The organism is Rhodanobacter sp. AS-Z3 (genome assembly GCF_029224025.1).
In the GTDB taxonomy this organism is placed as follows: domain Bacteria; phylum Pseudomonadota; class Gammaproteobacteria; order Xanthomonadales; family Rhodanobacteraceae; genus Rhodanobacter.
The window spans coordinates 2,812,672-2,829,913 of the sequence record NZ_CP119392.1; the positions used below are offsets into that span (position 1 = coordinate 2,812,672).

20 protein-coding genes are annotated in these 17,242 nt (G+C 62.5%); 6 read left to right on the plus strand and 14 right to left on the minus strand.

Annotation, left to right across the window (positions count from 1 at the left end):
• Position 1: 1 nt before the first annotated feature.
• The 12 genes from PY254_RS12530 to PY254_RS12585 all read right to left on the minus strand — a co-directional run bounded on the left by PY254_RS12530 (position 2) and on the right by PY254_RS12585 (position 9,953).
• Positions 2–646: a MotA/TolQ/ExbB proton channel family protein gene (locus PY254_RS12530; RefSeq protein ID WP_281012377.1), complete on the minus strand. Its 645-nt coding sequence runs from the start codon at positions 644–646 to the stop codon at positions 2–4.
• Positions 647–744: 98 nt separating this feature from the next.
• Positions 745–3,045 (minus strand): DNA internalization-related competence protein ComEC/Rec2, encoded by a 2,301-nt coding sequence (locus tag PY254_RS12535; protein WP_281012378.1) that lies wholly within the window; start codon positions 3,043–3,045, stop codon positions 745–747.
• Between the two features lie 116 nt (positions 3,046–3,161).
• Positions 3,162–3,875: a lipoprotein-releasing ABC transporter ATP-binding protein LolD gene (lolD, locus tag PY254_RS12540; RefSeq protein ID WP_281012379.1), complete on the minus strand. Its 714-nt coding sequence runs from the start codon at positions 3,873–3,875 to the stop codon at positions 3,162–3,164.
• Positions 3,868–5,109 (minus strand): lipoprotein-releasing ABC transporter permease subunit, encoded by a 1,242-nt coding sequence (locus tag PY254_RS12545; protein WP_281012380.1) that lies wholly within the window; start codon positions 5,107–5,109, stop codon positions 3,868–3,870. Before PY254_RS12545 ends, lolD begins: the two co-directional genes overlap by 8 nt.
• A gap of 98 nt (positions 5,110–5,207) precedes the next feature.
• Positions 5,208–5,645: a protein YgfX gene (locus PY254_RS12550; RefSeq protein WP_281012381.1), complete on the minus strand. Its 438-nt coding sequence runs from the start codon at positions 5,643–5,645 to the stop codon at positions 5,208–5,210.
• Positions 5,617–5,865, minus strand: coding sequence for an FAD assembly factor SdhE (locus tag PY254_RS12555; RefSeq protein ID WP_281012382.1), 249 nt, complete (start codon positions 5,863–5,865; stop codon positions 5,617–5,619). The genes PY254_RS12550 and PY254_RS12555 overlap by 29 nt, the downstream gene beginning before the upstream one ends.
• Positions 5,862–6,182 (minus strand): hypothetical protein, encoded by a 321-nt coding sequence (locus PY254_RS12560; RefSeq protein ID WP_281012383.1) that lies wholly within the window; start codon positions 6,180–6,182, stop codon positions 5,862–5,864. Before PY254_RS12560 ends, PY254_RS12555 begins: the two co-directional genes overlap by 4 nt.
• Positions 6,183–6,211: 29 nt before the next feature.
• Positions 6,212–6,994, minus strand: a complete 783-nt coding sequence (locus tag PY254_RS12565) for a succinate dehydrogenase iron-sulfur subunit (RefSeq protein ID WP_281012384.1) — start codon at positions 6,992–6,994, stop codon at positions 6,212–6,214.
• Positions 6,995–7,090: 96 nt separating this feature from the next.
• Positions 7,091–8,878, minus strand: coding sequence for a succinate dehydrogenase flavoprotein subunit (sdhA, locus tag PY254_RS12570; RefSeq protein WP_281012385.1), 1,788 nt, complete (start codon positions 8,876–8,878; stop codon positions 7,091–7,093).
• Positions 8,879–8,902: 24 nt separating this feature from the next.
• Positions 8,903–9,307: a succinate dehydrogenase, hydrophobic membrane anchor protein gene (gene sdhD / locus PY254_RS12575; protein ID WP_281012386.1), complete on the minus strand. Its 405-nt coding sequence runs from the start codon at positions 9,305–9,307 to the stop codon at positions 8,903–8,905.
• Entirely contained in the window at positions 9,304–9,699 is a 396-nt protein-coding gene (sdhC, locus tag PY254_RS12580) for a succinate dehydrogenase, cytochrome b556 subunit (RefSeq protein ID WP_281012387.1), read from the minus strand. Before sdhC ends, sdhD begins: the two co-directional genes overlap by 4 nt.
• 86 nt (positions 9,700–9,785) lie before the next feature.
• A complete protein-coding gene (locus PY254_RS12585) occupies positions 9,786–9,953 on the minus strand; it encodes a DUF1674 domain-containing protein (RefSeq protein WP_281012388.1) in 168 nt (55 codons plus the stop codon).
• On the opposite strand from PY254_RS12585, the gene PY254_RS12590 reads away from it, so the two are divergent.
• Entirely contained in the window at positions 9,952–10,902 is a 951-nt protein-coding gene (locus PY254_RS12590; protein ID WP_281012389.1) for a CAF17-like 4Fe-4S cluster assembly/insertion protein YgfZ, read from the plus strand. The genes PY254_RS12585 and PY254_RS12590 overlap by 2 nt on opposite strands.
• A gap of 470 nt (positions 10,903–11,372) precedes the next feature.
• Entirely contained in the window at positions 11,373–11,807 is a 435-nt protein-coding gene (locus PY254_RS12595; RefSeq protein ID WP_281012390.1) for a cell wall hydrolase, read from the plus strand.
• Positions 11,808–11,894: 87 nt separating this feature from the next.
• Here the strand turns inward: PY254_RS12595 and PY254_RS12600 are convergent, their stop codons facing one another.
• A complete protein-coding gene (locus tag PY254_RS12600) occupies positions 11,895–12,389 on the minus strand; it encodes an outer membrane lipoprotein (RefSeq protein ID WP_281012391.1) in 495 nt (164 codons plus the stop codon).
• A gap of 34 nt (positions 12,390–12,423) precedes the next feature.
• Positions 12,424–12,993: a glycine zipper 2TM domain-containing protein gene (locus tag PY254_RS12605; RefSeq protein WP_281012392.1), complete on the minus strand. Its 570-nt coding sequence runs from the start codon at positions 12,991–12,993 to the stop codon at positions 12,424–12,426.
• Positions 12,994–13,176: 183 nt separating this feature from the next.
• Between PY254_RS12605 and PY254_RS12610 the strand changes: the two genes are divergently transcribed.
• The 4 genes from PY254_RS12610 to PY254_RS12625 all read left to right on the plus strand — a co-directional run bounded on the left by PY254_RS12610 (position 13,177) and on the right by PY254_RS12625 (position 17,229).
• On the plus strand, positions 13,177–13,944 hold the full coding sequence (locus PY254_RS12610; RefSeq protein ID WP_281012393.1) for a TatD family hydrolase: 768 nt from the start codon (positions 13,177–13,179) through the stop codon (positions 13,942–13,944).
• 78 nt (positions 13,945–14,022) lie between these two features.
• The gene (locus PY254_RS12615) at positions 14,023–14,547 is read left to right on the plus strand and encodes a MarR family winged helix-turn-helix transcriptional regulator (protein ID WP_281012394.1); all 525 of its coding nucleotides are present in this window, start codon (positions 14,023–14,025) and stop codon (positions 14,545–14,547) included.
• A gap of 11 nt (positions 14,548–14,558) precedes the next feature.
• Complete coding sequence (locus tag PY254_RS12620; protein WP_281012395.1) at positions 14,559–16,043, plus strand: efflux transporter outer membrane subunit; 1,485 nt, start codon at positions 14,559–14,561, stop codon at positions 16,041–16,043.
• On the plus strand, positions 16,030–17,229 hold the full coding sequence (locus PY254_RS12625) for an HlyD family secretion protein (protein WP_281012396.1): 1,200 nt from the start codon (positions 16,030–16,032) through the stop codon (positions 17,227–17,229). The genes PY254_RS12620 and PY254_RS12625 overlap by 14 nt, the downstream gene beginning before the upstream one ends.
• The last annotated feature ends 13 nt before the right edge of the window (positions 17,230–17,242 follow it).

The following is a 17,242-nucleotide window of genomic DNA, read 5'->3' on the forward strand; positions in this document are numbered from 1 at the left end:
CTCAGCCCGCGTCCGGGGTGGCCGGACGACGCGGACGCGCCGCCGTGGTGGCCGCTACCGAGGTCAGGGTCAGGTCATCCAGCAGTGCGGTCGCCTGCTTCTCCATGTCCACGCAATAGCCGGCCACGCGCGAACGGAAATAACGATGCAGCACGTAGGCGGGAATTGCCACGGTCAGACCTGACGCGGTGCAGATCAGTGCCTCGCCGATGCCACCCGCCATCTTCGCCGGGTCGCCGATGCCGCCGGCCATGACTTCCATGAACATGCGGATCAGGCCGATCACCGTACCGAACAAGCCCAGCAACGGACCGATCAGGGCGATCGTGCCCAGCGTATTGAGAAAACGCTCCATCCGGTGGACCACGTGCCGGCCGGTGTCTTCAATACGCTCCTTGATGATCTCGCGCGGCTGCCGGCGAACCGCCAACGCAGCGGCCAGCAACTCGCCCAGCGGCGAACCGGCGGCGAGGGTTTCAAGGTGGCGCGGATCAAGTTGGCCGGTACGCGCCCACTCGCGTACCTCGTCACCCAAGCCAGGCGGCAGCACGGACTTCCGGCGCAGCGTCCAGCAACGTTCCAGCACAATCGCCAGGGCGACCGCCGAGCAGATCAGGATGGGCACCATCGCCCAACCACCAGCCATCAAAATTTCCAGCACTTTTCGACCCCAACATGCGACCTGACACGAAGCGCGCATGATAGCAGTCTGGCCGAACCATACTGCGGCAGGCGTGGCATTCCTCATTCGCGCCAATAGCGCGGCCGCTGCATTCGCCAGCCCTGAGCACGCCGTGGCGGGGCATCTGCCGGAAAATCCAGCTCGACGGCACCCTGCTCGGCGGTGTTGAAAACTGCCACGCCGGCAGCAGCATAACGTGCCAGCACGTCGGGTTTGGGATGACCAAAGCGATTGCGCCATCCCGCCGACACGATGGTCACCGAAGGATGCACGGCCGCGATGAATGCCGCACTGGACGAGGTCTTGCTGCCGTGATGCGGCACCAGCAACACGGTCGGCGGCCCCGCACCCAACGCTGCGGCTACCGACGGCTCCACCGCCGAGCTGATGTCACCGCTCAGCAGCATGCGACCGAAGCGACCTTCGACCAGCAACACGCAGGAGCTGTCGTTGTCCCGATCGGCCGAACCCGCCGCCGGGTTCAGCACGCGAAAGCGCACGTCATCCCAACGCCACGCTTGACCGGCAACGCATGGCTGCATCGGTATCCGCATCCGTGCCGGCTCGCCGGCATAGCGTGCGGCTTGCGGAAACGCCTCGGCGACAGCCTGCGCACCGCCGGCATGATCATTGTCGCCATGGCTGATCATCAGCATGTCCAGATGACTCACGCCCAGCGCATGCAGCGCCGGCAGCACCGCCGCCTCGCCCAGATCGAAGCCCGACGGATAACGCGCGCCGGCGTCATAAACCAGCACGTGATCCTGGGTACGCACTAGCACCGACAAGCCCTGCCCCACGTCGAGCACCCAGACCCTGAAGCCCCCTTCGAGCGGCGTGGGAAGCGGTGGCCGCAACATCGGCAGGAACAGCAGCAAACCCAGCCAGCGCAGCGGCACACCACGCGGCATGAACAGCCACAACGCGCCCAGCACGGCGAGCAGCAACGCCAGCGGATGCACGGTGGGCAAATACCAATGAGCGCCCGGCCAGGTGGCCATGTGTTCCAGCAACCACCATTGCGCGTGGGCAAACCGGGCCGCCAGCCAGAGCACCGGCGCGGCCAGTGGTGGACACAGGCCCAGCATCAGCATGCCGGACAACGCGCACGGCACGATCACGAAGCTGACCAGCGGCACCGCAATCAGGTTGGACAATGCACCTACCAGTGAAGCCTGCCCGAAGAACCACATCGTCAGCGGCAGCAGCGCCACCGTCATCACCAGCTGTCCCGCCGTCAGCTCATGCAGGAACGCACGCAAGCCGCGCCCGCGTGATTGCAGGCACAACATCAGGAAACCCACGCCAATGAACGACAGCCAGAAGCCGGCCGCCAGCACGGCGAGCGGGTCCACCAGCAGAATCGCGATCATCGCCAGCGACAACGACTGGGCACCGCTGCTGCCGCGTCGACTGCAACGCGCCAAGGTCACCACCGCGATCATCAGCAAGGTTCGCACGGTAGGCAGGCCGAAGCCGGCCAAGGCGCTGTAGACCGTGGCGACCAGCAAGGCAGCCGCTGCCTGCGACTGCGGCCGCGGCAGGCGCAAGCCCAGCGGGGGCCACAGCGCATGCAGCAGCCACGCCAGCCACACACCGAATACCGCCGCCACGCCCACATGAAAGCCGGATATCGCGATCAGATGTGACACGCCGTTTGCACGCGCCACCGCCCAGTCCGCTTGCTGCAAACCGCGGGTATCGCCTACGGTGAATGCCTGCAACAAGGTCGCATCGTGATGATCGCTCACCCGTGCGGCAATGCCGCGAGCCACCGCATCGCGGATCGCGTTGACGCACCAGCGCTTGCCGGAAAGCTCGGCGTTGTCCGGGTCATCGCGCACATAGCCGGCAGCGACGATGCCTCGCTCCAGCGCGGATCGTTCGCTATCCGCAGCGCCTGGGTCGATCAAGCCACGCGGCCGCTTCAGCCGCAGCAGCAACTGCCAGCGCGAACACGGTTTCAATGCTGGCGCATCGTCGTACCAGGACACCGTAAGCAGGCCATGCAACGCGACCGGCGTGCCATCAAGCGTGGCCTGCTCGACATGCAAGGTGAACCGGCTGGCATCGGTATTGGCCTGCGGCAGATCGGCGATGGTGCCCACCACGACCAGGTCCACGCCTTCGAGCGCACGCGGCAGCCGTGCCTCCATCGCCAAACCACCACGCCACGTTGCCCACGCCACGCCAAGCAGCAGGCAGGCCAACCAGCGCCAGCGTGGCCAACGCCACGCCAGCAAGGCAATCACGGGTAACAACAGCAGCAGCCACACCGGTGGCGGCAATCGTGGCAATCCCTGCACCAGCAGCACGCCGGTCAACAAGCTCAGCGCCGCGGTGATCGCTGTCAGTCGCCGCATGCCGCGCGCCCCGTTCCTCCCTGGAAGAACCCGAGCCTAGCGCGGTGGAGACAGCGATGAAGACGAAATGTGTGTAGGCGCGCGCCGGAGCTTGCGACCCATCGGCGTGCGACGAGTCAGCCGCGTGGTGCTTCCTGCAGCCTGCCGTTGTGCAACACCAGCGTTCGATCCATCTTCGCGGCCAGCTGTGTGTCATGGGTGACCAGCACAAAACTGGTGCCGATCTCGCGATTGAGTTCAAGCATCAGTGCGTAGACCTGCGCCGCGTTGCCCTCGTCAAGATTGCCGGTAGGCTCGTCACCGAGCACGCAGGCCGGCTTGGTCACCAGCGCACGCGCCACCGCGCACCGCTGACGTTCGCCACCAGAAAGCTCGGACGGCTTATGGTGCGTGCGACCACCCAGCCCCACTCGTTCCAACAGGGCAGTCGCCTCACGCTCCGCTTGCGCAATCGCGGTGCCGCGGATCAACAGCGGCATGCACACGTTTTCCAGCGCAGTGAATTCTGGCAGCAGGTGATGGAACTGATAGATGAAACCGAGCGAGCGATTGCGCACCCGACCGCGCTCGGCATCGGACAATTTCGACAGCACACGGCCGTCCACTTCCACCTCGCCGGCGGTGAGCGTATCGAGCCCACCGATGATATGCAGCAGCGTGCTTTTGCCGGAGCCGGAAGCGCCGACAATCGCCATGGTCTGGCCGCGCTTCAGGGTGAAGCTGACGTCGCTGAGCACGTCGGTGCGCAAGCCGCCTTCGGCGTAGGTCTTGGCCACGCCAGTGGCGCGCAATACATTTTCGGTCGGGTTGTTCATCACGTTCTTATTCATAGCGCAGCGCCTGCGCTGGCTGCGTGCGCGAGGCGCGCCACGCGGGATAAAGGGTGGCCAGCAGCGAGAACGCAAACGTCAGCAAGGCGGTCCAGCCGACGTCATGCCAGTCCAGCCGGCTGGGCACCTCGCTGATGTAATAGACGTCCGGCGACAAAAAGGTGACGTGGAAGGTGTGCTCGATCCACTTGATGATGCCGGGCAGCTTCCACGACAGCAGCGAACCGAAACCGACACCGAAACCGATACCGACGAAACCCACCAGCACGCCTTGCACCATGAACATGCCCATGATGCTGCGCGGAGTGGCGCCGAGCGTGCGCAGGATCGCAATGTCGGCCTGCTTGTCGGTGACCAGCATCATCAGCATCGAGATCAGGTTGATCACTGCCACCAGGATGATCAGCGAGAGGATGATGAACATCACCATCTTCTCCATCGACAGCGCGGCAAACAAATTCGCGTTGGTGTCCATCCAGGTCTGTACGCGATACACCTGCCCCAACTGGTTGGCCAGTTCGGTGGCTACCGGACGCGCATTGAACAAGTTGTCCAGGCGCAGGCGGATACCGGTCGGACCACTGAGATCGCTGAGTTTTTCGGCATCACTCATGTTGACCAGGGCCAGCCCGGAGTCGAACTGCTCCATACCCAGTTCGAACGTACCCACCACGTGGAAACTGCGCATGCGCGGCATGCTACCCATCGGCGTGGCGCGCAACTGATTGACCGCCATCGTCACCCGATCACCAACGCCCACGCCAAGCGTCATCGCCAATTCGCGGCCCAGCACGATGTTCCAGCTGCCTGGCGTCAGTTCGCTGAGCTTGCCTTCCAGCATGTGCTTGCCGATGTCGACAACCTTCGCCTCTTGTTCCGGCTCGATGCCACGCACCAGCGCACCGTTGGAGCGACGCGCCAACAGCATCGCTTCACTTTCAACGTAGGGCGCTGCACCCAGCACATGCGGATTCGCCTCGGCGATCTGCAACGCGCGCGGCCAGTCCTGCACGCTTTCGCCCAAACCGGAAACCGTGGCGTGCGAGATCGCACCGAGAATGCGCGAGCGCATCTGGTAGTCGAAGCCATTCATTACCGACATCACGGTGATCAACGCAATCACGCTGACCGCGATGCACACGATCGATACGGTCGAGATGAAGGAAATGAACTGGTTGCGCCGCTTGGCGCGGGTGTAGCGCAGGCCGATGAAAATTTCTAGCGGTCGAAACATGGGCGGGTCGCTTGTGGGGATTCGCCGAGCGGGCCGCCCGGTCATCCATTATCAGGTATTCGCTCAGACCCTGCCGTGCAATGGAAGTTGCCGTTCAGTCACAGGCGGGGCAAGGCCTCACCAAGCTGGATCGTGGCGAGCCGCATGCGCAGGCGACGACGGATGTCCGCATCGCTATTGTCCGGCGCGAGCAGCAACACCTGCACGCCGTGTGTCACGGTGTGCAGGCGCAGCAGGACAAAGCTGCCAAGTACTCGAAATGAACTCAGCGTTGCGGGAATATCTTCGTGGTTGTGCAAGCGCAACGTCCAAGACTGGTCGTCCGACCAGCCCGCCGCCGCGACGGGCACGGCCGCCAGACTTCGCAATGTCTTCCGCATGGCCAGCAACACGGCAACTGCAAGCAGCGCCTTCGACCACCACGGAATCATGCACAGCACGATGGCCAGCAACGCCAAAGCAACGACCAGAACAGGCAGCCCGCGCAGCCAGCGCGAAGGCCGGTACTCAAAGCCGATGGCGGGCGCGGATGTCATCGATGATCGCCTGCCAGTCAGCCCGCTGGGGACGCGCATGGCCCATCACCCAGTCCCACAGGTTCGGGTCCTGCTCATCCAGCAGCTCGTCGAAAGCCTGTTGCTGTGCCTCGTCGGCGCTGCCAAAGCTCTCATCCAGCCAGCCGCCGAACAGTGCGTCCAGCTCACGCGTGCCGCGGCGGGTGCGCCAGCGCAGGCGCTTGAGGCGTGCCTCGTTCAAAGCTCGCGCGACCGGTCGCGCTGCTGTTGTTGTTCACGCTCGAAATCAGCATGAATCTGCGGCAGCGTCCTGCTCAATCCTTTGAACAGGTTCTGATAAAGCTTCGGCACTCTTCCGAACAGCACCACCATCATCAAGCTGGGCAGGTAGAGCACGCCACCGACAACGATGAACCAGGCGATCCAACGCGCCAACGCCAGATCATCGTGAAGATGTTCCCATTGCTGGAATATCAAGCTGATGATGAGTGCCGACCACAAAAAGAAGGCGAGCCGAACTTTCCATGACGCACGTGGAAGCGACAGCAGGTTGAACATGGCGAGCATCCCTTCGCAGAAAAACGAGCCTATGCCGAGCGACGTTCCACCATCAGCTTCTTGATCTCGGCAATCGCCTTGGCCGGATTCAGTCCCTTCGGGCAGGTGCGCGTGCAGTTCATGATGGTGTGGCAGCGATACAGCTTGAACGGATCTTCGAGATCATCCAGGCGCTCGCCGGTAGCTTCGTCACGGCTGTCGACGATCCAGCGGTAAGCCTGCAGCAAGATTGCCGGGCCGAGGTACTTGTCGCCATTCCACCAGTAGCTTGGGCAGCTGGTAGAGCAGCAGGCGCACAGGATGCATTCGTACAGGCCGTCGAGCTTCTTGCGCTCTTCCGGTGACTGCAGGCGCTCCTTGTCCGGTGCCGTGCTTTCGGTACGAATCCATGGCTTGATCGATGCAAACTGCGCGTAGAAGTGGGTGAGGTCCGGGATCAGGTCCTTCACCACCGGCATATGCGGCAGCGGATAGATCTTCACGTCACCCTGGGCAACGCTGTCGATCGCGCAGATACAGGCCAGCGTATTGGTGCCGTCGATGTTCATTGCGCACGAACCGCAGATGCCCTCGCGGCAGGAACGACGCAAGGTCAAGGTGGGGTCGATCTCATTCTTGATCTTCAGCAGCGCGTCCAGAACCATCGGGCCGCACGAGGCCATGTCGACCTCATAGGTATCGATGCGCGGATTCTGTCCGTCATCCGGCGACCAGCGATAGATGCGGAAAGTACGCGGCTTCTTCGCATCCTTGGCCGGATAGTGCTTGCCCGGCTGGATCTTGGAATTCTTGGGGAGCGAAAACTCTGCCATGTGCTGAACCCTTCAACTTTTTGCAGGAGGGCTTGCGCCCCGACCGTACAACGTGATTGTTTTCCACCACGCCGCAGCCGAAGCTGCGGCGACGGATCAATAGACGCGCTTCGCCGGCGGCACGGCCTTGACCTCATCGGTCATCGGATTCATGTGCACCGGACGGGAATCAAAACGCGACTTGCCGGCCTCGTCGATCCACACCAGGGTGTGCTTCATCCAGTTGGCGTCATCGCGCTCCGGGAAATCCTCGCGGGCATGCGCACCGCGACTCTCCGGGCGCTGCTCGGCCGAATGCATGGTGGCCACCGCTTGCGCCAGCAAATTGGACAACTCCAGCGTCTCGACCAGATCGGAGTTCCAGACCAGCGAACGGTCGCTGACCTTGACGTCCGCGAACATGTCGAACACTTCGGAAATCTTCTGCTTGCCTTCGGCCAGCGTCTCGCCGGTGCGGAACACTGCCGCATCCTTCTGCATGGTGCGCTGCATGACCGCGCGAATCTGCGCTGTCGGCGTATTGCCGTTGGCATGGCGCAACGCGTCGAAACGGGCCAGTGACTTGTCCAGCACATTGGCCGGCAGATCCTTGTGCGCCGCACCCGGCTGGATCAGCTCGGCGCAGCGATGCGCCACCGCACGGCCGAACACCACCAGATCGAGCAGCGAATTCGAACCCAACCGGTTACCGCCGTGCACCGACACGCAGGCCGCTTCACCGATGGCGAACAGGCCCGGCACCACGGCATCAACATCGTCGCCACGCTTCTGCACGACTTCGCCGTGATAGTTGGTGGGGATACCACCCATGTTGTAGTGCACCGTCGGGATGACCGGAATCGGCTGCTTGGTCACGTCCACGCCGGCGAAAATGCGCGCCGACTCAGCGATACCGGGCAAGCGTTCGTGAATCACGTCCGGACCTAGGTGCATCAGGTTCAGGAAGATATGGTCCTTGTGCTCACCGACGCCGCGACCCTCACGGATCTCGATCGTCATCGCACGGCTGACCACGTCGCGCGAAGCGAGGTCCTTGGCACTGGGCGCATAGCGCTCCATGAAACGTTCGCCTTCGGAGTTGGTCAGGTAACCACCCTCACCACGCACACCTTCGGTGATCAGGCAGCCGGCACCATAGATGCCGGTGGGATGGAACTGCACGAACTCCATGTCCTGCAACGCCAGCCCTGCACGCAACACCATGCCGCCACCGTCCCCAGTGCAGGTGTGCGCCGAGGTGGCACTGAAATAGGCACGACCGTAACCACCGGTAGCCAACACCACCGCCTGGCCACGGAAGAAATGCAGGGTGCCTTCGTTCAAGTCCAGCGCCAGCACGCCGCGGCAAACGCCTTCCTCGTCGAAGATCAGGTCGATGGCGAAGTATTCGATGAAGAACGTGGCGTCATGCGCCAGCGCCTGCTGGTACAGCGTGTGCAGGATCGCGTGGCCGGTGCGGTCAGCCGCAGCACAGGTACGCTGCGCGGTACCCTTGCCGTAATGCGTCGTCATGCCGCCGAACGGGCGCTGGTAGATCTTGCCTTCCTCGGTGCGCGAGAACGGCACGCCCTGATGTTCAAGCTCGATCACCGCCTCAGGCGCGTTCTTGCACATGTACTCGATCGCGTCCTGGTCGCCGAGCCAGTCGCCACCCTTCACGGTGTCGTAGAAGTGGAAGCGCCAGTCATCCTCGCCCATGTTGCCGAGCGCGGCGGAAATACCACCCTGCGCTGCCACGGTATGCGAACGGGTCGGGAAGACCTTGGTGATGCAGGCGGCCTTCAGGCCCTTCTCGGCCAGGCCGAAGGTGGCGCGCAGGCCGGCGCCACCGGCGCCAACCACGATCACGTCATAAAGATGCTGCTGAACCTTGTAGCTTTCCATGAAATCCTGGCCTCGCGTCTTGTCTTAGGGGGTCAGCGCAATGCGCAGAACGGCCAGCACACCAGCCAGTGCGCCCAGCACGGCGAGGAACTTGATCGCCACCAGCAGCACGACTGCCTTCCAGCGGGTGTGCACGTAATCCTCGATCACCACCTGCAGGCCGAGCACGGCATGCCAGAACATGGTGAGAATGAAGGCGATCAGCAGCAACGCGTTCCACGGCTTCGCCACGCTAGCGTGGGCGGTAGCGTAGTCGGCATGCAACAAGCACAACACGGTGATCACAAACCACAAACCGAGCAGCACCAACGCCGCTGCGGTCAGACGTTGTGTCCACCAATGTTCCACGCCAGCCTGAGCCGAACCCAGACCACGGGCAATCTTCAACGGATTGCGGCGATCCTTCACGGCGACATTCTTCTCGCTCATGCCGCACCTCCGGCCATCAATATGTAAGCCCAGACCACCACCGTCAGCACGAGACTGCCGAACACCGACAGCCAGCTGGATCGCACGAATTGGGGGATTTCGTAACCCAGGCCAGCGTCCTGGATCAGATGCCGGATGCCATTGCACAAGTGATAGAACAGCGCCCAGCTCCAGCCCAGCATGAGGATCATGCCGACCGGGCTGCCGACGACGCCCCTGAAGTGGTTGAAGCTCGCTTCACCGGCGGCCAGATGCAGCAGGCCGAAAACTACCACCACGCTGCCTACCGCCAGCGCGATGCCGGTGGCACGATGGGTAATGGAGGTCATCATCTGCACTTGCTTCCTGTAGATCTGCAAGTGCGGGGAGAGCGGTCGTTGCGTGTCTGCCATGGCGGCTATCCTGTGTGGAATCGCTGATGTCCATGCCGCCTCTTTCCCAAAACCTGCGCGACGGCGACGAGCGCCAGCGCGAACGTTCAGAAGTCGATGCAGCGTCCGTTCTTTTCCCAATCACCGTAACGCGTGGGATCGGGTGCCGCTCGATCCGATGAATCCTTTTCCGATGGCTTGCCCGCAGGCACGCCAAACGTTTCCGCCGGAGCGGGAGCAGGATGAGATTCGACGGGAGGAATGGTCTTGGACATGGTTTTTGTAAGCCTGCAAAGGTTAATACTTGCCGCAGTGCAGTACAACCATGCGAACTATTCTAGCCGCGGCGACTGCCTCACCACGCACTTGCATGATGTGGCGTGCGCCCCCAACTCCTCCGGTCTGATGACAATGCCCTTCCCCGCCGAAACCCTGCTGCTTGAAGGCGCCGACGCATCCGCGTTCGCGCAAGCTCAATTCAGCAGCGCCGTCACCTCACTAGCCATCGGTCAATGGCAGTTCAGTGCATGGCTCAATCCCAAAGGCCGCGTGCTCGCCCTGTTTCACCTCGCACGCATTGCCGACGATCGCTATCTGCTGTTGCTGCGTGGTGGCAGCGCAACCACGATGGCGGAGGCACTGCAGCGTTTCGTATTCCGCTCAAAAGTGTTCATCTCGGCGCAACCACTGCGGGGAGTGGCAACAGGACCAGCACTTCCGCTTGGCCTGGTGATTGTCGCGTCGCCGGAAGAAACAGACTTCGCGCTTGCCTTCGGTTGCGACTCGCACAGTTTGCGCGCTACCCGTCCTGCTGCTGGCGATGACGACTGGCGACTGCAGGAGTTGCGCGACGGCTGGCCCTGGCTGGCGCCAGCCTGCATCGGCGAACACTTGCCGCCTGCACTCTCGCTGCAGCGCTTGGGTGCCGTGGCGGTTGACAAGGGCTGTTATCCCGGACAAGAGATCGTGGCGCGCATGCATTTTCGCGCGGGACACAAACGACACTTGCACCATGTCATTTTGTCGCAGGTCATGGGTGCCGGTGACCGGTTGAACAAAGACGAGCGCGAAGCGGGTTGCGTGCTTGATGTAGTCAACAACGACGCTAACGTCGAGGCACTCGTCATCCTTCATGATGAGGTAGCCGCGCAAGCGAACGAATGCGGGACGCTGCTGCTCGACCAGAACATCAAAGTGACGTTGATATCCACATGGCCGGCATGAAAATACTTTTGGCGACAATGAGTTTCACTCGGCACTTGTCAGCGCAAGGTGAGTGTCGGCTAAACTGCGGCACCCCGGCACTTGCCAGCGGAAGATTCCGCCACTAGGCTCCGTCGATCGAATATCGCGACATCCGGAACACGGGGTGTCGATGTACGCGACGAACCGGATGAATTCCGGATCGGCGCGACCCAGCTGCAACACCGCTGGATGGAACAACGCCTCGCAACCAACGAGTGCGTGCAAGTCGCAGGCAATACGGCCCACCACGCCGCGCTACGCCCGACCGCAAACAATCCCCGAACGGCTTGAAAGCTGGTTCGACCCGCCACAATCCCGTGGCAAAGCGTCATGGCCACAAGTTTCGGCCGCGACGACAGATCCAGGTGGAACGGCCTGCCCGCCCGTCCACCGCAACGGCACATGAAGCTGTTTCTGCTTCGATGTGTACAGCACGCTGGAGGCAGAACATGAAACTTTCCATGCTTTTGTGGCTCACTTCTTTGATGCCACAGCCCGTCGCCGATCAGGCCTGCCTGGCCACCACGGTGTATCTCGAAGCACGCAGCGAACCGGTCAATGGCCAGCTCGCTGTCGCAGAGGTAGCCTTGCGCCGCCGTGACCGTGGCCGCTGGGGTGACACCGTCTGCAAAGTGGTGACGGCACCCCATCAGTTCGCCACCACTACTACGCCGGGATCATTCGAGATCACCAATCTTGAAGCGTTCAACAAGGCATGGCGAATCGCCGGCGTGTCAATCAACAACTGGCAACTTCCCTTGGCACAGCGCCGCATGGTCGTGCCGCGCGCAGATCACTTCGCAACCACAGCCATCTCGCCCACCTGGTCGCACAACCATCCAAGCGTGACCATTGGTGACCATGCGTTCTACGCAGTTAACTGAGAAACAAAACAAATGGTCATGAAAAAAGCCCTCTTTCGAGGGCTTTTTTTTGGACGTCTAGACGTCCGTATCATCAAAGATAAAAGATCAACGAGAGTACACGTGATCGCCGCGCACTTCGACATAGTCGCCATTGCGGACGCCCGGATTCTCGCGCTGCGTTACGGTAACGTACTGGCCGTTATCGAGCCTCACAACAACACGCCAGGCCGCATCGCCACTGCTGTTGTGCTTGCCCACCTGATTACCCACCACACCACCGGCAACCGCACCGGCAACGGTTGCCGCCTTGCGACCATCACCCTTGCCGACCTGGTTGCCGAGCACGCCACCCGCAACGGCACCGATGATCGCGCCCAGGGTCCCACCGTTGCCGCTGCCGCTGGTGTAGACCTGCTGCACTTCCTGCACCACGCCACAAGACTGGCAGCGCGCATTGCGGTTGCCATAATTGCCCTGCTGGGACTGGTAGCCGCCGTTGTAACCGCCGTTATTGCCGTAGGGCGCCGTAGCGCAGCCGGTCAAAGCCAGGCCTGCGGTCATTGCGGTCGCCAGTGCAAACTTGCTGGTCAGTGCATTCATCAGGTTGCTTCCTCTATTCAGGGAAATGGGGGATTCAGCGAGCGGCCGAAACAGCGGTCACGCCTTCCTGTACCTCGACGCGATCACCGGGATCGTGATCCATGCGAACGGTGCGGGTAACGCCGTTATATTCGTAACGAACGTCGTAACCGACGATCTTCGAACTGCTGTTGTTCACCGTCTCGCACTTGCGCTCGACGCTCGAGGTCACCTGACCATGCTGGTTCTTGGCCTCAATGCGGTTGCCCGCATAACCGCCACCGACGGCGCCTGCCACGGTAGCCAGAGTCTTGCCCTTGCCGCCACCCACTTGATTACCGAGCAACCCGCCCACGACTGCACCGATGGCCGTGCCAGCGATGCGGTGCTCGTCCTTGGGTGGCGCGGTGCTCGTGACGGTCTCGTCATGGCACGCCTGCTTGGGGTTGTTCACCGTGGACCGCACCGGTTCCACACTGGTCACTTTGGCGTACTTCACGCCGGCATCCGCGCTGGTGCCGGCGCCGGCAACCCCGGCGTCCGCGTTCTTGTTACAGGCCGAAATGCCGGTAGCCAGCACGGCGGCGATAGCGATATTCAGCACATTGAGCGTCATTCTGTTCATGGCAGTGTTTCCTCTGTTTGTTTTTCTGCTGACTGTATTGCGTGACTGTCTTGCCCAGCCTTGCCGCAATAACATGCGTCCTCATTGAACCTTGTGGCAACTGAATCGGAGTTAGCTCACCGCCGTTACGATATCTTCACTTTCCATGAGCCGTTTTCCCGGCCACGCCACGAAAATCAACCCATGTACAAACTTGCCGACAGCCATGTCCACCTCAATGACGCCGCTTTCGACGGTGATCGCGACGCCGTCATTGCACGTGCCAGGGCAGCGGGCGTGGACACCATGGTGGTTCCGTCGGTAGATGCCGCCAGCTGGCCACTGATTGCCGCACTTTGCGCCCGACACGATGACCTGCACCCGGCGTTTGGCCTGCATCCGGTCTTCCTGCCGCATCATGCACCCGGGAATGTGCAGACCTTGTCGTCGCTACTGACGGCAAACCGGCCAGTGGCGGTCGGCGAAATTGGACTGGACTTTCATCTGGCTGAGCTCGATCCGGATACGCAGCGCCACTACTTCGTCAGCCAGCTGCTGCTGGCCCGCGACCACGAGCTCCCGGTCATCGTGCACGCTCGCGGCGCATTGGAGGAGGTGATTCTCACGCTGCGCCGTCAAGGCGGCTTGTGCGGCGTGGTGCACAGTTTTTCCGGCAGCGAGCAGCAGGCACGGCAACTATGGGCGATTGGCTTCCATCTGGGCATCGGTGGCCCGGTGACCCATCAGCGGGCACAGCGACTGCGTCGCATCGTGGCGACCATGCCACTTGAGTTCCTGCTGCTTGAGAGTGACGCGCCTGACCAGCCCGATGCCGCTCATCGCGGCGAACGCAACGAACCGGCGCATGTTGTCGACATTCTGCGTTGCGTGGCCCAGCTGCGTGGGCAGTCGGAACAACAGGTTGCCGATGCCACCCGCAACAACGCCCGACGGCTGTTCAATCTGCCATGAACTGGCCACGTCTGCACTCTTGCACCCGATGGTGCTCTCCTGATATTTTACTTCACTGGTGAAATATGACTCAGTGAAATGGCGCAACTGAAACAATGCATCGCGATGATGGATGAAGGTATCGAACGGGTGGGCAAGGTCCTCCCGCAGATGCCGGCGCTCGAAGCGCGATTGAGTCGACTGATGCTGATGCTGGGCCTGAACATCGAGGAAGATCTCGAGGCCGCACTGAAGCCCAACAAGCTCAATCACAGCGAATTCCTTACCCTGATGATCCTGTACAGCCGACCCGATGGCGCATCGACGCCGGGTGAGCTGTGCGAATACACCGCCCAGGGCGCGACCAACATGACCCGCATCGGAAATACGCTGGTCAAGCGAGGGCTGGTCATACGCAGCGCCAGTGAAAGCGACCGTCGTCGGGTAGTCATGCGCATCACGGCCGCTGGACGGCGCCTGGCGCAGAAAGTGCTGCCACCGATCTTCCCTCGCCTCGCCAGCTTGTTTACCGGTTTCAGCACCGCTGACAAACGTCAACTCGATCGTCTGCTGCGAAAACTGGCGGGCAATCTTGACCTGTTGAACGAAAGCCGAAACTCATGAAGGAATCTCCGATGAAGCATGCCCCGCGCGGCAGTCGTACGGCGCTTGTCGCTGGCGTGATGCTGATGTTGGCGGGCTGCGCACACGCGCCCGCCAAAATCGATGCGCCATCGTTGCGCAACGACGCACCCCTTGCGGGATTGCAGACACCCACCCGAGCCGGTTGGCCCGCGACCGACTGGTGGCGCCAGTACGATGACCCCCAACTCAATGACCTGATCGGCCGTGCGATGCAGCAGTCGCCCGACCTGGCGCTGGCGCAAAGTCGCGTGCAGGGCGCCGAGCAGTCAGCACGACTGGCCGCTGCCCAGCTGGGCCTTTCGGTAAACGGCAGCGCCCAGGTTTCACGCACGCGGATGAGCGACCACGGCCTGATACCGAGCAAGTTTCTCGGCTTCAGTTGGTACAACCAGGCTGATCTGGGCGTGCAACTGGAATACGACTTCGACTGGTGGGGCAAGAAGCGCGCCACCATGGAAGCGGCACTGAACCAGACACGCGCCGCCCAGGCGCAGCGCAGCGCGGCCGCGCTGGCTATCCAGTACGCCGTCGCTGACACTTACTTTGGTTGGCAGGCCGATCAGGCCCGCTTGCAACTGGCTGATCAGCTGTTGGCCACGCAGCAACAATTCACCCACATCGCCGAGCTCCGCGTGAGGCAAGGCGTCGATCTGCCGGACGAGGCACAGAAGGCGCGCGCCCAGCTTGCCGGGGTTCGTGAGATGCGCGTCGCACTGGACGGTTCGGCAAAGATCCGGCGCGTTGCGCTGGCATCACTGCTCGGCTTGGCGCCTGCCGATCTGCCTGAACTCCAGGCCCGTCCGCTGCCGGCCATCAAGGGTGGCGTACCGGCAAATGCCAGCTTAGACCTGATTGCGCGCCGCCCGGATATCGCGGCCAGTCGCTGGCAAGTGGAGGCGGCACTGAAGCAGACGGATGCCGCACGCGCCGAGTTCTTTCCTGACTTCAGCATCAAGGCGCTGGCTGGCTTGTCGAGCATCGACATGGGCAAACTGCTCACCGCGGGAAGCCGCAGCTTCGCGTTGACGCCCGCGCTGCACCTGCCGATTTTCAACGGCGGCACGCTCGAAGCGAACTATGGGGTAAGCAAAGCCCAGCTGGATGCCGCGGTGGCGCAATACAACGGCACCGTCATTGCCGCCGCACGCGACGTAGCCACCCAGTCATTGAGCGCCGAACAAATCGCCAGCCGCCAGCGCGAACAAGGCGCGCAGCTGGATGCCGACAGGACACTACTGGCCAACGCTCAAGCGCGCGCCCGCCAGGGCGTACGCGACCTGCGCGAAAGCCTGGGCGCACAGGCCGCGCTGTTGCAGCAGGACGATGCCGCAAGGCAGTTGCAGGCACAGGCATTGAGCACGGATCTGGCCTTGATCAAGGCCCTCGGCGGCGGCTATCGGGCCGTCGACAGCACTCCCTCTTCTTCCCCTTCTTCTTCTGTTACCGCCGGAGCTGTCGACCATGAGCGCCACTGAATCCGAAACCCCTGTCGACAGCAACGACAGCGGCATGGCCGCAAAAAATCCGGCGAAGCGTCGCCGCGCGTTATTGATTGTTGCCAGCCTTTTCATCGTCGCCGGACTGGTCTGGTTCGTGCTGTGGATGTTCGTATTTTCCACCCGTGAGAAGACCGACAACGCCTATGTCGGCGGCAACCAGGTGGCCATTTCGGCGCAGGTTCCGGGCACCGTGGTGGCGATCCTCGCTGACGACACGCAGCGCGTGGAAGCTGGCCAGATTCTGGTGAAGCTGGATGGCACCGACGCCGAGACACGCCTGGAGCAGGCCCGCAGCGCACTGGCCCAGGCTGTGCGTGGCGTGCGTCAGCAGACCAGTTCAGCTTCCGGCGCCGATGCCCAGGTCACTGCTGCACGACTTGACCTCAAGAAAGCGCAGGCCGATCTGCAACGCCGTCTGCCGTTGATTGCTGCGCAGGCCGAATCACCGGAGATCGTGCAACATCTGCGCGACGCTGTGCAGCAGGCACAGGCGGCGGTGGATGCCGCCGAAGCCCAGTCCGCCGCGGCACATTCCGCCATTGAAGGTACCGATGTTGCGCAGAATCCGATGGTGCTGCAGGCCCGTGCGAATTTCCGCGCGGCCTGGGTTGCTGCGCAGCGCAACGCGATCTACGCACCGGTTTCCGGTTACGTCGCACAGCGCAGCGTGCAGTTGGGCAACAGCGTCGCCGCCGGCCAGCAGTTGATGACCGTGGTGCCGCTGCATGACTTGTGGGTGGACGCGAACTTCAAGGAAAGCCAGCTGCGCCATATCCGCATCGGTCAGCCGGTTAAAATTGTCACCGACGTCTACGGCGATGACGCCGAGTTCCACGGCAAGGTGATCGGTCTGGGTGCCGGCACCGGCGCGGCGTTCTCGCTGCTGCCGGCGCAGAACGCCACCGGCAACTGGATCAAGGTGGTACAGCGTGTGCCGGTGCGTATCTCGCTGGACAACAAGGAACTGGACAAGCACCCGCTGCGGATCGGCCTGTCCAGCGAAGCCACCATCGACATCACCAACGACAAGGGCAATGTGCTGGCGACGGCACCGGCCACGCAGCCGGTGGCGCAGACCGAGGTGTACGACCAGATGGCCAGCAAGGCCGATGCCGAGGCTGAGCAGATCATCCACGCCAACCTGCCCCACGCCGCGCGCTGAGCCGGGCCCCACC

Coding starts and splice junctions, on each gene's coding strand:
- PY254_RS12530 (WP_281012377.1), bottom strand. CDS start 646: ATGGCTGGTGGTTGGGCGATGGTGCCCATCCTGATCTGCTCGGCGGTC.
- PY254_RS12535 (WP_281012378.1), bottom strand. CDS start 3,045: ATGCGGCGACTGACAGCGATCACCGCGGCGCTGAGCTTGTTGACCGGC.
- lolD (WP_281012379.1), bottom strand. CDS start 3,875: ATGAATAAGAACGTGATGAACAACCCGACCGAAAATGTATTGCGCGCC.
- PY254_RS12545 (WP_281012380.1), bottom strand. CDS start 5,109: ATGTTTCGACCGCTAGAAATTTTCATCGGCCTGCGCTACACCCGCGCC.
- PY254_RS12550 (WP_281012381.1), bottom strand. CDS start 5,645: ATGACATCCGCGCCCGCCATCGGCTTTGAGTACCGGCCTTCGCGCTGG.
- PY254_RS12560 (WP_281012383.1), bottom strand. CDS start 6,182: ATGTTCAACCTGCTGTCGCTTCCACGTGCGTCATGGAAAGTTCGGCTC.
- PY254_RS12565 (WP_281012384.1), bottom strand. CDS start 6,994: ATGGCAGAGTTTTCGCTCCCCAAGAATTCCAAGATCCAGCCGGGCAAG.
- sdhA (WP_281012385.1), bottom strand. CDS start 8,878: ATGGAAAGCTACAAGGTTCAGCAGCATCTTTATGACGTGATCGTGGTT.
- sdhD (WP_281012386.1), bottom strand. CDS start 9,307: ATGAGCGAGAAGAATGTCGCCGTGAAGGATCGCCGCAATCCGTTGAAG.
- sdhC (WP_281012387.1), bottom strand. CDS start 9,699: ATGGCAGACACGCAACGACCGCTCTCCCCGCACTTGCAGATCTACAGG.
- PY254_RS12590 (WP_281012389.1), top strand. CDS start 9,952: ATGGTTTTTGTAAGCCTGCAAAGGTTAATACTTGCCGCAGTGCAGTAC.
- PY254_RS12585 (WP_281012388.1), bottom strand. CDS start 9,953: ATGTCCAAGACCATTCCTCCCGTCGAATCTCATCCTGCTCCCGCTCCG.
- PY254_RS12595 (WP_281012390.1), top strand. CDS start 11,373: ATGAAACTTTCCATGCTTTTGTGGCTCACTTCTTTGATGCCACAGCCC.
- PY254_RS12600 (WP_281012391.1), bottom strand. CDS start 12,389: ATGAATGCACTGACCAGCAAGTTTGCACTGGCGACCGCAATGACCGCA.
- PY254_RS12605 (WP_281012392.1), bottom strand. CDS start 12,993: ATGAACAGAATGACGCTCAATGTGCTGAATATCGCTATCGCCGCCGTG.
- PY254_RS12610 (WP_281012393.1), top strand. CDS start 13,177: ATGTACAAACTTGCCGACAGCCATGTCCACCTCAATGACGCCGCTTTC.
- PY254_RS12615 (WP_281012394.1), top strand. CDS start 14,023: ATGGCGCAACTGAAACAATGCATCGCGATGATGGATGAAGGTATCGAA.
- PY254_RS12620 (WP_281012395.1), top strand. CDS start 14,559: ATGAAGCATGCCCCGCGCGGCAGTCGTACGGCGCTTGTCGCTGGCGTG.
- PY254_RS12625 (WP_281012396.1), top strand. CDS start 16,030: ATGAGCGCCACTGAATCCGAAACCCCTGTCGACAGCAACGACAGCGGC.